The 13654-nt window shown below is 52.2% G+C and carries 14 protein-coding genes; 7 read left to right on the top strand and 7 right to left on the bottom strand.

Annotation, left to right across the window (positions count from 1 at the left end; translation table 11 throughout):
* Positions 1 to 253 precede the first annotated feature (253 nt).
* Positions 254 to 1453 carry an aspartate aminotransferase gene (locus tag H6F94_RS09485; RefSeq protein ID WP_190801998.1) on the bottom strand — a complete coding sequence of 400 codons (1200 nt, stop codon included), beginning with the start codon at positions 1451 to 1453 and terminating at the stop codon, positions 254 to 256.
* 223 nt (positions 1454 to 1676) lie between these two features.
* Between H6F94_RS09485 and H6F94_RS33225 the strand changes: the two genes are divergently transcribed.
* Both H6F94_RS33225 and H6F94_RS33220 read left to right on the top strand, forming a co-directional pair.
* Positions 1677 to 2393 (top strand): Crp/Fnr family transcriptional regulator, encoded by a 717-nt coding sequence (locus H6F94_RS33225; protein ID WP_190801997.1) that lies wholly within the window; start codon positions 1677 to 1679, stop codon positions 2391 to 2393.
* 306 nt (positions 2394 to 2699) lie between these two features.
* Positions 2700 to 3413, top strand: coding sequence for a Crp/Fnr family transcriptional regulator (locus tag H6F94_RS33220; protein ID WP_190801996.1), 714 nt, complete (start codon positions 2700 to 2702; stop codon positions 3411 to 3413).
* A 24-nt stretch (positions 3414 to 3437) separates the two neighbouring features.
* Here H6F94_RS33220 and H6F94_RS09470 read toward each other — a convergent pair whose 3' ends face one another.
* The gene (locus H6F94_RS09470) at positions 3438 to 3917 is read right to left on the bottom strand and encodes a response regulator (protein WP_190801995.1); all 480 of its coding nucleotides are present in this window, start codon (positions 3915 to 3917) and stop codon (positions 3438 to 3440) included.
* Between the two features lie 604 nt (positions 3918 to 4521).
* Here H6F94_RS09470 and H6F94_RS09465 point away from each other — a divergent pair.
* A complete protein-coding gene (locus tag H6F94_RS09465) occupies positions 4522 to 5598 on the top strand; it encodes a glycosyltransferase family 4 protein (protein ID WP_190801994.1) in 1077 nt (358 codons plus the stop codon).
* Between the two features lie 55 nt (positions 5599 to 5653).
* On the opposite strand, the gene H6F94_RS09460 is transcribed toward H6F94_RS09465, so the two are convergent.
* The gene (locus tag H6F94_RS09460; protein WP_190801993.1) at positions 5654 to 6793 is read right to left on the bottom strand and encodes an iron-containing alcohol dehydrogenase family protein; all 1140 of its coding nucleotides are present in this window, start codon (positions 6791 to 6793) and stop codon (positions 5654 to 5656) included.
* A gap of 134 nt (positions 6794 to 6927) precedes the next feature.
* On the opposite strand from H6F94_RS09460, the gene H6F94_RS09455 reads away from it, so the two are divergent.
* Both H6F94_RS09455 and H6F94_RS09450 read left to right on the top strand, forming a co-directional pair.
* Positions 6928 to 8274, top strand: coding sequence for a dihydroorotase (locus H6F94_RS09455; RefSeq protein WP_190801992.1), 1347 nt, complete (start codon positions 6928 to 6930; stop codon positions 8272 to 8274).
* 54 nt (positions 8275 to 8328) lie between these two features.
* The gene (locus H6F94_RS09450) at positions 8329 to 9033 is read left to right on the top strand and encodes a DUF429 domain-containing protein (protein ID WP_190801991.1); all 705 of its coding nucleotides are present in this window, start codon (positions 8329 to 8331) and stop codon (positions 9031 to 9033) included.
* 82 nt (positions 9034 to 9115) lie between these two features.
* Here the strand turns inward: H6F94_RS09450 and H6F94_RS09445 are convergent, their stop codons facing one another.
* Entirely contained in the window at positions 9116 to 9547 is a 432-nt protein-coding gene (locus H6F94_RS09445) for an AbrB/MazE/SpoVT family DNA-binding domain-containing protein (protein WP_190801990.1), read from the bottom strand.
* Positions 9548 to 10029: 482 nt separating this feature from the next.
* Between H6F94_RS09445 and H6F94_RS09440 the strand changes: the two genes are divergently transcribed.
* Both H6F94_RS09440 and H6F94_RS09435 read left to right on the top strand, forming a co-directional pair.
* Complete coding sequence (locus tag H6F94_RS09440; RefSeq protein ID WP_190801989.1) at positions 10030 to 11049, top strand: succinate dehydrogenase/fumarate reductase iron-sulfur subunit; 1020 nt, start codon at positions 10030 to 10032, stop codon at positions 11047 to 11049.
* A gap of 4 nt (positions 11050 to 11053) precedes the next feature.
* Positions 11054 to 11956 carry a CoB--CoM heterodisulfide reductase iron-sulfur subunit B family protein gene (locus H6F94_RS09435; RefSeq protein ID WP_190801988.1) on the top strand — a complete coding sequence of 301 codons (903 nt, stop codon included), beginning with the start codon at positions 11054 to 11056 and terminating at the stop codon, positions 11954 to 11956.
* 55 nt (positions 11957 to 12011) lie between these two features.
* Here H6F94_RS09435 and H6F94_RS09430 read toward each other — a convergent pair whose 3' ends face one another.
* Genes H6F94_RS09430 through acpS form a run of 3 tightly spaced genes read right to left on the bottom strand, consistent with a single transcriptional unit; the run spans position 12012 to position 13447 of the window.
* Positions 12012 to 12737, bottom strand: coding sequence for a YggS family pyridoxal phosphate-dependent enzyme (locus H6F94_RS09430; protein WP_199320318.1), 726 nt, complete (start codon positions 12735 to 12737; stop codon positions 12012 to 12014).
* A 3-nt stretch (positions 12738 to 12740) separates the two neighbouring features.
* On the bottom strand, positions 12741 to 13010 hold the full coding sequence (gene pipX, locus H6F94_RS09425) for a transcriptional coactivator PipX (RefSeq protein WP_190801987.1): 270 nt from the start codon (positions 13008 to 13010) through the stop codon (positions 12741 to 12743).
* Entirely contained in the window at positions 13007 to 13447 is a 441-nt protein-coding gene (acpS, locus tag H6F94_RS09420) for a holo-ACP synthase (RefSeq protein ID WP_313949255.1), read from the bottom strand. Before acpS ends, pipX begins: the two co-directional genes overlap by 4 nt.
* Positions 13448 to 13654: the final 207 nt, after the last annotated feature.

Raw genomic sequence — 13654 nt, 5'->3', positions numbered from 1 at the left:
CTGGAACTAGTTGACTGGACTCCTACCGACGAGCTAAGCCGACGCCCAGTCCCGATCAAAATAAAACTAAAAGCGCACAAGGAGAAGATTTGAGCAGGAGTCATAGAGCCATCCAGCCGTCACAGGCCTTCACTGAGTGATCCCAGTGTAGCGGCTTTTCACTTTTAGTTCATTTTTTAAGTTTTTCTCTCACTTTTGAGGAGCAGTCACTCATGGATTGTTACACTCAGGCCGTAAAGCTCAGGCATATAGCTCAGGCTGTAGAGCCCATGCCGTAGTGAATGCCCGCTTTTTGCCAACGCTGTAGAGCTTCGCCCAGGCGGTCGCAGTCAGTAATCAGGCTGACCCGCACATAGCCCTCGCCGCCAGAGCCGAAAGCATTGCCTGGGGTCAAAACCACACCAGTTTGTTCCAGCACGTTCAGCGCAAAGTCAGTGGATCCAATTCCCGGTGGGCAGGGCACCCAAAGGTACATGGTGGCGCGAGTTTTGGGAACTGACCAGCCTAGCTTAGCCAAGCCCTCGATCAGAAAATCACGGCGGGTGATGTAGCGCTGCTGCACCGCTTGCAGGTAGTGCTCAGGGAGATTGAGAGCGGTTTCTGCTGCCGTTTGCAACGCGGCAAAGATGCCGTAGTCCAGGTTTGTCTTGAGGGTGCGCAAGCCTTGGATCACGTGTCGGTTACCGACTACAAAGCCCACCCGCCAACCGGCCATGTTGTAGGTCTTAGACAGGGTGTGAAACTCAACACCAATGTCCTTACCGCCAGGAATCTCTAACAAACTGGTAGGTTGATAGCCATCAAAGGCTAGTTCGGCGTAGCAAAGGTCGTGGACCAGGAGAATCTGGTACTTCTGCGCAAAAGCGACAATGTCTTTGAAGAACTCGCGGGGTGCAGTCGCAGCAGTGGGATTGCTGGGGTAATTGAAGTAGAGCACGCGAGCGCGGCGGGCCACATCTTCAGGAATGCTACCTAAATCAATCAACCAGTCCTGCTCGCGCTTAAGCACAATTGGGTAAATCTCAGCGCCAGCAATCAACGGCCCGCGGAAGTGGGCTGGATAGGCAGGACTAGGCACCAGCACGAGGTCGCCAGGGTTGATGTAGGCCAGCGCCAAATGGGTTAAGCCTTCCTTCGAGCCGAGTAAGGGTAGAGCTTCCCCTTCCGGATCTAGCGAGACGTTGTAGCGGCGTAGATACCACTCAGTAATCGTGCGGCGGAAGCTGGCAGTGCCCTCAAAGGGTGGGTAACCATGATTACGGCTATCGCGCAGGGCTGTAACGGCTGCTTCGACCACGGGTTCTGGGGTAGGGCCATCGGGGTTGCCCATGCCTAGGTCGATCAAATCTAGTCCCTGTTCTCTGGCTCGGGCCTTCAATTCGTCTAGACGGGCAAAAACGTAGGGCGGCAGACTACCTAGGCGTTGAGCAGGATTGAGCCAGTCGTTCATCATGGCGGGTCTAGAGAGCAGGCAGCTCGGAGCTGGGGTGTGAAACTCGTGATCTTAAAACTTTACTACGGAGCTGTAGCTGTCCTTTATAGGCTGTAGGTCGCTCCCTTCGTTGGGAGGATGACAAGAGCGGAACAATCGAGTGAGATCAGTAGTCGCAGTCACTCTTTCGACGGTGATTGTCTGGGTATGAGGTCACGCGGTCAAGCTGTATCAGTTGACGACTGTGGGTAACAATCTACAAACCGAAGTTGAGAACCGAATCCTAGCAGGTCTGCCGCGGAGCGAATATGAGCGGCTGCTTCCTTATTTGGAGCCTGTTTCTCTAGAACTGAAGTGGGTTTTCTATGAGTCTAACCAACCCATTGACTACGTCTATTTCATTCAACGTGGCGTTGGCTCTCTCCTCACGCCGATGGCTAATGGTTCAGCGGTAGAAGCAGCAACGGTGGGCAACGAGGGCATCGTCGGTCTGCCGGTATTCTTAGGAGCTGCTCGTACACCTGATAGAGCTGTAATGCAGGTTCCTGGTGAGGGCCTACGCCTGAATGCGGAAGTATTCCGAGCAGAGCTCAACCGCAACGGTGCACTCTACAGCCTGCTCCAGCGCTATACCCATGCCCTGATGGTGCAAATGGCTCACTCTGCGGCCTGCAATCGTCTGCACTCAATCGAGCAACGCTGTAGTCGTTGGCTGCTGATGACCCATGACCGCGTGCGCTCTGATCAGTTTCAACTCACCCAAGAATTTCTGGCCCAAATGCTAGGAGTGCGACGCGCAGGGGTCAGTGAGGTTGCTAGTGTGTTGCAGAGATCTGGGTTGATTCGCTACACCCGGGGTCAGATTACGGTGTTAGATCGACCTGGTTTAGAAGCGGTTTCTTGCGAATGCTACCAGGTGGTTAAGGCAGAGTTCGATCGTTTACTGCTGAAGAACATTTGATCAAAACCTTCAAGGCAGTTTTGATCATCTTTACTAAAGCATTGATAACGCTAAATGAATCCTAAACGCCAGCATATCGAGCAACCTTGAGCGGCCTTTTTATTGCTGTGATATTGCTGTTGTATTGCTGTGGATTGATGACTCATTCTGGTTTGCCAATGGCAATTGAGAAAGTATTAAGCTTATTCGTGACCTAGGGCACAGACTCGTTTGCCTGCCTGGACAGATGCAGGTGCCAGAGTTATAAAGCTTAATGTTGGGAGCTGCCCTGATTTCTACAGCTAGCTACACTATTGAGCGCTTTGAGTGTCTGCAAATCTGTCGCCTGGAACTGAGAATCGGCTTCTGGCCGCTGTACCTCAAGCTGAATACGAGCTTTTACTTCCCTATTTGGAGCCTGTCTCTCTAGAGCTTAAACAAGTTCTTTACGAGCCTTATGAACCCATCGACTATGTTTATTTTCCGCATTCTGGAATTGTTTCCTTATTGACCTTGATGGCTGATGGAACAGCAGTCGAAACAGCAACGGTGGGTAGTGAAGGCATGGTCGGCCTACCAGTGTTTCTAGGGACAGTCAAAACCCCCGTCAAAGCATTTGTACAAGTTCGCGGTGAAGGGGTGCGCATCAGTGCAGAAAACTTTCGGGTGGAAGTGAGCCAGAACCGCAAGCGTGCACTTTATAACCTGCTCCAGCGCTATACCCATACCCTAATGGTGCAAATGGCTCGCTCTGCAGCCTGCAATTGCCTGCACTCAATCGAGCAACGCTGTGGTCGCTGGCTGCTGATGACCCATGACCGCGTGCGCTCTGATCAGTTTCAACTCACCCAGGAATTTCTGGCTCAAATGCTGGGCGTACGCCGCGCGGGAGTCAGTGAAGTGGCCAGCGCCCTACAGAAAGCTGGGCTGATTCGCTATAGCCGGGGGCAAATAACAGTAATTGATCGCCAGAGCTTAGAAGCTGTGTCTTGCGAATGCTACCGAGTGGCCAAGACAGAGTTTAATCGTCTACTGCAGTAAGGGCCATGAGCAACTCACAAGCGACTAGCACAAGGCAGGAGCAGAGGAGGAGTTGAGGTTATGTTGAATCCGCGCCTCTAGCTCCTCAATCGTGTAGGGCTTGCTGACATAGTCATCAAAACCTACTGCCAAAAGACGTTCACGGTCACCAGCCATAGCCATAGCTGTGACCGCAATGATTGGAATTTTTGAGGTTTCAGGATTTTGCCTGAGCTTCTGAAGCACTTCTACACCACTTAGATGTGGCAATGTAATATCGAGCAGGATCAAGGCGGGTTGGTAGAACCGGCTAAGCTCTAGAGCGGTCTCTCCGTCACAGGCACTGATGTAAGAACAACCCAGCCCTTCTAGGATGAGCGCACTCAGCATGCGATTGTCATCTTGATCGTCTACCGTCAGGATCAGGGGCTGACCATCAATGATGTTCACCTCTGCAATGTTCACCTCCGCGCTGAGGACAAGCCCTTGAGCTGAACTCTGAAGAACAGCATCCTCTCTATTCATACTGTTCATGCTGATTTGGGTGAACACTTTAGGCTAGACAATCTTGTCATAAATTGTGCTTTGCCTCAAGCATTCTAGCTAAATCAAAAGCAATTAAGCAACAGCAAGCAAGCTATCAAAAACCTTTTTCGTGTACTGTAGCGTACATAAAAACGTCGCTCGTCTAGTCGTTACTAGTAACTAGGCTCAACCATGCTTCTATCCGTCCGGTTGTGTACTAAAAGAATTTAGGATGTGCAATCAATTTCAAAACAACATCTTGCTACTTGATCTAATCGCCTAGACTCCAGTTGGGTTTTAGGACATCTTGACGCTTATTTTTGACTGTTTGCTGTGACTATTGAAGACCAATCAAAAGTTTAGAAGGTGGGTTGAGATTAGCCAAAAACTTCTAATTTCTAATGCTCAAGACTACCAAGTATGATTTCTGTGAGGACCATTTTGTATCAAATACATCAAAGTGATTGATAGGGCTTTGAGACTAGAGAACAGCGAAAGCTGGCTCTCTCTCTTGGAAGAAGAGATCACGCTGTTAAACTTTTATTCTTTATTAGCTAGGACTCTATGAATGCCTGAGCCAAATTAAATAAAAGGAGCTTTGAAAATGTGGATCGCGCAAATCGCGCCTCTGTGGGAGCCAGTGCCTCCCTCCGGCTATGGCGGCGTGGAATTGGCCGTGAGTCTGCTAACTGAGGAGTTGGTGCGGCGTGGGCACGAGGTCACTCTGTTTGCTTCGGGCGATTCCAAAACTCGCGCTACCCTCTGTGCTCCCTGCTCCTATTCCCTGCGTCAGGATTCAGGTGTTAAGGACTACAGGGCCTTTGAGGTTCTGCAACTGTCTCAAGCCTACGGCAAATTGCATCAATTCGATATTCTACACAGCCATGTAGACCACTCAGCCTTAGCCCTGGCAGAACTGGTCAAAACGCCCACTCTGCACACGCTCCACCACATGTTCACGCCCGAGACGGAGCTAGTATTCAATCAATTTGCGCATCAGCCCTACGTCTCAGTTAGTGAAGCTCAGCGCAATCCCTGCCCTCGCTTGAATTACATCAGCACAGTCCACAACGGCATTGACCCAGCTGCTTATCCCTTTCGGGCAACAGCACAGAGGCCTGCCTATTTAGCCTTTGTAGGACGCATGTCTCGTGAGAAAGGACCGCACTTGGCGATTCAAGTTGCTAAGGAAGCTGGGCTACCGCTGCTGATGGCAGGCAAGGTAGATGCCTCAAACCGAGACTTCTTTCACGACGTGCTCCACCCGCAAATCGACGGCAAGCAGATCACCTATCTCGGCGAAGTCTCCCGTGCCGAAAAGAATGAGCTGCTGGGAGGAGCCCTGGCAACTCTGTGTCCCATCACCCGGCCTCAGCCTTTTGGCCTGGGGATGATCGAGTCGATGGCTTGCGGCACGCCTGTCCTCGCAATGCGTCAGGGCGCTGCCCCAGAGCTGGTTGCTCACGGTCAGACCGGTTTTCTGGCCAATGAGGTGACCGAGATGGTTGACTTCATTGGGCCAGCTAGCCTTCTCAGCCGTGCTAATTGCCGGGAGCATGTCGTCAACCAGTTCAGCGTGCAGCGCATGGTGGACCGCTATGAGGCAGCCTACCGTCAAGTGATCGACGAGCGCATGGCGAGCAATGGCAAGCTCAAGAGCGCGCCGGTTTTGGTTGCCTAGAGCTGAGCCAGAAAAGTCGAGCTAGAGACCCAGAGACATACAGACCTGTGAAGCGTCAGCTAGCGGTCGGGGCAGAGATGCCACTCTCGTCCCGGCGGCTAGGCAGACGGCTGGTGGTAGACACCATTGCCGCCAGCAGAACCTCTGGCGTAACCTCAAACGGCAGGCGGTGAATGTCCGAGGCGGGTGCGCAGGCCACTTCAGCTGCCCGCTGCAACTCGGTGAGCGTGATGCCAGTTAAGCCTAGGTCGGCCAGACTGCATGGCAATCCCAACTCGCTGTAGAACTTCAGCAACTGTTGGCGCGCGGTTGCAGCCAACTGGTTGCCTTCAAATTCCTCCAGGCGTAACTGCACCAGGATGCCGTAAGCAACTTTCTCCCCATGCAAAATATCGTGCGCTTGCAGCAGGTGCGTGAGGCCATTGTGTACGGCGTGAGCAGCCACGGTACGGCACTGAGCTCCGCCTAATCCGCCGATCATGCCGGCCATTAGCACTGTGGCATCGACAACTTCCCGCCAAACATCGGAACCAGGCTGCGCCAATGCGTCTGCCGAGCTTTGAAACAAAATATCCCGCAACACGCGAGCCTGTTGCACAGCCGCAATTACGAGGGTCTGCTTCGAATAGCCACTGCTAACCGAGGCTTCGTACCACTTGGCCAGCGCATCGCCAATGCCAGCGACCAGAGTGCGGCGGGGGGCCGTGGCGACTAGCTCATAGTCCAAGATCAGCAATTCAGGGCAGTGCGGCAGAGGCACATCGTACTGGAAGGCGCCTGCTGGCGAGTAAACATTAGACAGGGCAGTCCAGGCCGCGCAGGTCGCTCCGGTAGTGGGAATGGTGACTACTGGTAACCCGCACTGATGGGCAATTAGTTTGGCTGTATCAAGCGCTTTGCCACCGCCGACACCAATGATCAGATCGGCCGCGTGCGCACTCACTTCTTGCCGCAGACGCGCTAGTTCTGGCTCACTGCAATCGCGACCGTAGGTGGTCCAGTGAGCTGCTTCACCTAAAGCGGTGTTCAAGCAGTTGTGAACGGTGGGCAGAGACTGTTGACCGCCAAGCACCAAAGGCCGCTGGCCCAGGCGAGTAATGCTGGCAATTGCTTGAGCCAGCACACCATTGCCGCGCACCACTTGAGCCGGAGCCACACTTAAAGCGGTCAGAACACTGGAATAGTCAGAACTCATGACAGAGAAGACTGGGATATTGGGATTAGGGAGTAACTTGCCCTTCTCCAACTCTATCGAGTGGGGTAGTGATCCTGCTAGCAACGCCCCTTAGTCTTAAGCACCAAACGCCACTAATACAGGAGCCTATTGTCATGAACCTACCAACGAGCCCAACACCCAGCCTATTGATTCGAGGTGCTCATCTAGTCTTGCCCGACCAAGAGCCCATGCAGGGCGATCTGCGGGTGGAACAGGGGCAAATTGTCGAGATCGGCTCTGAGCTTTCGGGTGGTGCAGACCGGGTGATTGAGGCCACAGGATTGTGGCTGCTGCCCGGTGTGATCGATCCCCAAGTTCATTTTCGAGAACCAGGCTTGGAGCATAAAGAAGACTTGCGAACCGCCAGCCATGCCTGTGCCAAGGGCGGGGTAACGTCGTTTTTGGAGATGCCCAATACTCGACCTCTAACCACCACACAAGCACTTTTGCAAGACAAGCTGGATCGGGCTGCGCAAAAGTGCGTCGTCAATTATGGCTTTTTCATTGGCGCGACTGTTGACAACTTGATGGAAGTGAATACGGCAGCGCCCGCCTGCGGGATCAAAATATTTATGGGTTCAATGTCAGGACCTTTATTAATTGATGATGAGTCTGCGCTGGAGCCAATCTTCGCTACCGGTACGCGACTGATTGCCGTTCATGCTGAGAATCAAGCACGTATTCGAGCCCGGCGAGAAGCATTTGCCGGTCGTACAGAACCAGCAGTGCATTCGCAAATTCAAGACAATCAGGCGGCATTGGAAGCTACTCAACTGGCGCTTAAACTTTCTAAGAAATACCAAAGACGTTTGCACATCTTGCACCTTTCTACAGCTGAAGAAGTGGAGCTGTTGCGGCAAGATAAACCTGCCTGGGTAACCGCTGAGGTAACTCCCCAACATTTGTTGCTGAACACCAGCGCTTACGAGCGCATTGGCACTTTGGCTCAAATGAATCCGCCCCTGCGCTCTGAACACGACAATGCTGTACTTTGGCAGGGCTTACAGGAGGGGATTCTCAACTTCATTGCGACTGATCATGCGCCTCACACCCTAGAAGAAAAAGCCAAAACTTATCCTGACTCGCCGTCCGGTATGCCGGGAGTAGAAACTTCATTGCCCCTCATGCTGACTGCTGCTCAACAGGGCCGTTGTTCAGTGAGCCAAGTGGCAACTTGGATGTCAACCAATGTGGCAGCCGCTTATGGAATTGCCAATAAAGGTAAACTCGCGGTTGGTTACGATGCCGATCTAGTTCTGGTGGATTTAGATCAGGTCAAGCCAGTGAAACGTGAGGACTTACTGACCAAATCTGGTTGGAGCCCTTTTGAGGGTTGGCCATTAACGGGCTGGCCTGTAATCACAATTGTGGGAGGCCAAGTTGTGTACGAGCATGGCAAGGTCAATTCTGAGGTGCGAGGGCAAGCCCTACGATTTAGCCCCCAACTCCTGGCCGATTAATCTGGCTCACTAATTTACTCATCATCTACATCTACTGAGCGAGCAATTAGACCGGTGTTTTGGGGAGTTGATGGTTGTCGTCAGGGTTGGTTCTGTGTGATTGCCCACAGTTCAACACGATTTTCCTGGCAGATTCAAGCTGAACTTAACTTGGCTACTTTAAGGCAGTTGGGTGTTGTCCGCCTAGCTATTGATATACCCATTGGTTTGCCCAATGGTTTAGAAAGCCGTGCTTGCGACCGGGTTGCTCGGCAATATCTACCAGGAGCAACCAGTCGTGTGTTTCCAGTTCCGGTACGAGGAGTGATCGAGCAATGGCCGCTAAACTACAGCGCTGCCAATCAACTTTCGCGGCAGTATGCAGGCAAAGGAATTTCGCACCAGACGTTCAACATCACGGACAAGATCGCCCAAATTGACCATCAGCACCTGCAAACACCTGGAGCCTCTGAGTGGGTTTATGAAACCCATCCAGAGGTTCTGTTTGCAGCTCTAAATAACGGGCATCCCCTACCGTCTAAAAAGACGCAGCAGGGGCAACAGATACGCTGGTCCTTGCTAGGAAACCAGGCATTGCAGAAGCTTTACCAGGAGGCGGTTAAGGCCACCCAGCGCTCACAAGTTCAGCGAGATGATATCCTCGACGCCTGCGTTTGTGCACTCGCTGCTTTGGCTGGCGACTTGATCAGTATTGGTCCACCCGAAACAGATAGTCGCGATCTGCCGATGCGCATCTGCGTGCCCTATTGCTGGCGCTAACCCATTAACAAATCAGGGACCGATGACAGAAAAAGCGAATTGCTTAAGGCTCAGTCCCTGTGCCAATGGCTTATTTGCCGGCTTATTTGCCTGTGCCGTTACGTCCGTTCTTAGAAGCAGCAACCTCAACAGCATCCTCTTCGTCCTCTGGACCAACCGGAACGAGATGAATGTGTTTGTAGCCCAGCTTGATAATGAATTCATCACCAGGCTGGAGATCCATCTCTTCTGTATAGGCAGCACCAATGACGATCTGCCCATTCTTATGCACCGTAACCTTATAGGTTGGTTCACGACCCCGACCATCTTTGCTGGTTTCAGGACTGAGCTGGGTACCACGAGCAGCCAGCAATGCATCGTAGAATTCCGTTAGATTGACCCGAACCTGACCGCTTTTGGTCTTGGTGTAGTAACCACAACGTTTTGCCTTTTCGCGGCGTGGAAGCGAGGCAAGGTCTTTTACTTTTTGCAGCAAAGCTTTGCCTGTCAGGGGGGCAGTAGCCGTTTTGCTCATAGGGCGTGCAGAAATTTACTCAATCTAGAATAGCGAAGAAAAGAGCTAACTGGAATCTGCTTACAAAAATATTTTTTGTTTAAACCAAGATTGATTCAAAAATCACAAATTTCAAGCGGAGCAATTGAGGCAGATATGGTTCAGGCTCAGTAAGAACTCGCAGGGGCTTATTTCAATAACCGTGAGTTGGTCTGTCCGTTGCTCAACAGGTTAGCTCAACGGGTTAGGTCAATCGGTTAGCTCAATCGGTTGAGCAATGCTTAGCTAGGCGCTCAAATCTTTGTCCAAGCGTTGGCAATCTTGTTGAACCTCTGGCCAACCTTTGGTTGAACCCCGATGGAAGCGTTGCCTCAAACCCTTTATCAAACTTTTCACCAAACCTTAAGAGACACAGGAATTTTCTGAGAGGCTATCCTAGCCAGAGCTAAGACCAGATCAGCAAGTCCCTGTTTGCATCGGCTGTTTCAGCCTGTTAAGTCGCTATGAAAGTTTTGTTTAAGGTCATCCGCCAGAATCGGGGCGAGTCTCCGCACCTTGCCAGCTACCACTTGGACGTTGAGCCAGCCAACACAATCCTGGATTGTCTGAACCAGATCAAGTGGAGCCAGGACGGTACTTTGGCTTACCGTAAAAACTGTCGCAACACAATCTGCGGCAGTTGCTCAATGCGGATTAATGGACGTTCTGCCTTAGCCTGCAAAGAAAATGTAGCTGGTGAAGTACAGCGCCTCGAAAGCTTGGGACAGGTAAAACCCGGCGAAGACCCTGTAATTACGGTCGCGCCTATGGGTAACATGCCGGTCATCAAAGATTTAGTTGTAGACATGAGTTCGTTTTGGGACAACTTGGAGGCAGTTCAACCCTATGTGAGTACAGCTGCACGCCAGGTACCCGAACGGGAATTTTTGCAGAGCCCTCAAGATCGAGACCGTCTCAACCAGATGGGAAATTGCATTCTCTGTGGAGCTTGTTACTCGGAGTGCAATGCCCGTGAGGTCGATCCGACTTTTGTCGGGCCCCATGCCTTGGCAAAGGCTTACCGCTGGGTTGCCGATTCCCGAGATACTGCAACTGAAGCTCGCCTTGAAACTTATAGCCAAGGAACAGCTGGCGTCTGGGGCTGTACTCGTTGCTTCTACTGCAATGAAGTGTGCCCGATGGATGTCGCGCCAATGGATCAAATTGGCAAAATCAAGAACGAGATTTTGCAGCGCGATCAAATGCCAGTAGACCCAACCCCGCAAACTGCCCGCGCAATTCGCCACCGTAAAACGATGGTTGACCTAGTTAAGCAGGGTGGTTGGGTTGATGAACGTCGCTTTGGCTTAACGGTTTTAGGGAACTCCTTCCGCGACCTCAAGGGCCTGTTTAGCTTAGTGCCCTTAGGCTTAGCAATGCTGCGCAATCGTAAGTTTCCCTGGCGCTTTGATCGCTCAGAAGGAACGCCAGCTGTGCGCAAGCTAATTGAAACCGTCGAACAACAAGAAAACTTAAAAGACTAAACCTATGTCGCACCGCTACGCTTACTACCCCGGCTGTGTTGCTCAGGGCGCCTGCCGGGAACTGTATTTATCAACTGCTGAACTCACCCGTGCTTTAGGAATTGAGTTAGTCGAACTCAAAAAAGCCTCCTGCTGCGGCTCAGGCACTTTTAAAGAGGACTCTCGCCTGCTCGAAGATTCAGTGAATGCCCGGAACATTGCCTTAGCTGAAGAGTTGAATCTGCCAATGCTGACGCATTGCAGCACTTGCCAAGGCGTGATTGGCCATGTGGATGAGCGACTGAAGGGGTTCAAGACCAGCAACCCCGATTACGTCGATCAGGTGAACCGTCTCCTGGAGCCTGAGGGTGCCTGCTATCACGGCACCACCGAAGTGCGTCATCTGCTGTGGGTTCTGGTCGGCGACTATGGCCTAGAGGAGATCCAGCGACGCGTCACGCGCAAACTCAGTGGTCTCAAATGCGCCTCTTTCTATGGCTGCTATCTGCTGCGGGGTCAACTGACTAACCGCTTTGACGATCCCTACAACCCACAGTCAATGGAGAACCTGTTCCGTGCTGTGGGCGCCGAGCCCGTAGACTACCCTGGACGAACCAAATGCTGTGGCTGGCCGCTTTCCAGCTACGCCACTGAGCAGTCGTTCACTATGGCTGGCAATCACATCTCGGCTGCCATTGAAGCAGGTGCTGATTGTTTGGTGACTCCCTGCCCGCTGTGTCACCTCAATCTGGACTCGCGACAGCCAGAGGTAGAAAAGGTGATCGGTCGCAAGCTGGGCTTGCCAGTGCTGCACCTGCCCCAGTTGGTCGCCTTGGCCTTAGGGATCGAACCGGAGAAGCTGGGCCTGGACCGGCATATTGTCTCCACTCGTCCTGTGCTCGACAAGCTCAGAGTCGCTGTAGCTTAGTGGCTAGGCAGTAAGGATGTTTATGGCACGAGGTAGGGGCGCATGACCTGCGTCCCTACCTCGTGCCTGCAAGGGGACGGTCGCCGAACAAGATTGTCCCTAAGCGCACCATCGTGGCCCCAGCCGCAACGGCTTGGGGATAATCGCCTGACATGCCCATTGACAGCTCCTGCATTTGGATCTGAGGCAGAGCTAAGCCTCGAATGCGGTCTGCCAATTCGCGAGCCTGTTCAAATGCCCGAAGCGCTTCCTCTGCCGCCAAGCCAAACGGCAAGATCGTCATTAGGCCCAGGATCTGCAAATGTTGGCACTGGTTCAACAGCTTGAGGTCCTGGAGTAGGGCGTCAACCTCCCAACCATATTTATTGGGATCTGGCAGCAGCTTCACTTGGAGGCAAACTTTAGGGGTCTTGCCCAATTCGCCCGCCAACCGATCTAAGCGTTGCGCCAGTTTTAAATCATCAACTGAGTGAATCCAGTCAAATAGCTCTATGGCCGGACGAACTTTGTTGCTTTGCAGATGTCCGATCAGGTGCCAGCGAATCCCAGGTAAATCGCTCAGAGCTGAATGTTTGTGGGCGACTTCTTGCACCTGACTTTCGCCAAAGTCGCGCACACCAGCCGCATAGGCCAAGCGCATTTTCTCCAGCGAAACTTGTTTGCTCACGGCAATTAAGCGTACCTGAGGAGGCAGCTGAGCCTGAATCAGTTGGAGCCGTTGGGCAATTGAGTCTTGAATTGGGTCTTGTGGGGCAAAATCTTGAGCATTCGGCGCAGTCATTGCTCAGGGAAACGTTCGCTTATAGGTGTCTTGGAGTTTTGCATATTCATTTTGCTGCCCATTGCGGCGGAGTCGGCGCAGATGGTTTTCCATCAGTAGTCGTGCCTCCACTCGACCCAGAGGCTCGAACTCTAAACCATCAGGACTGGTTGTAACTAAAAAGAATAATCGTTGTGCATAAAGAGTGGTGAAGAGTTGGCGGTTCTCCTCTAAGATACAGACGCTCGATAACAGGCCAAAGGTCGGATGATTGAGATAATTCTCAGGACTCATATCGGTGTGCTAGAGGACAGCGAATCCACAGAGGGAGCGAAAATGGCTGTCGCAATGGCATAGTCTCCATCGTGGCTAAAACTCACCTGCCACTCCCAGTTTTCTTGGTGCCGCGTATGAACGAGTGCTAATGCCCGGTTGTGTAAGGTGATGGTTGGTGCACCACTGGGCTTACGTTTAATTTCTACATCTCGATAGCCTACACCACGCCAGCCTGTACCCAGCGCCTTAACGGCAGCCTCTTTAGCGGCCCAACGTCCAGCCAGACGAGAGTTAATTTGGCGAGCCGAACGCTTGGCGTCTTGTTGCTCTTGGGGGGTGTAAACTTTATCCAAAAAATGTTGGCCGAACTGCTCAACTACAGCAGCAATTCGGGGAATGTAGACAATATCTGTACCGATCTGGGCAGTGGTCGGCAATCGAGGACTGGCGCTCACTGCTACGCTCCCTTGTCCACAATGTTAGGCATTGGCTTTAATGGCAACTCTTAATAGGTCATCACTGATCGGTACATTCACATCACTCTAAGGGAAACTGTTGCAATCGCCAACCAGCGACCTCAATATCATTTCAATATCGGAGTCCTGGCCGCCAAGCGCTGAGGCTTCCATTTGTACGCAAATATGCTCACTAATTGAAAGGTA

The organism is Leptolyngbya sp. FACHB-261, from assembly GCF_014696065.1.
GTDB lineage: Bacteria > Cyanobacteriota > Cyanobacteriia > FACHB-261 > FACHB-261 > FACHB-261.
This window is presented reverse-complemented; position numbering and strand designations above follow the sequence as displayed.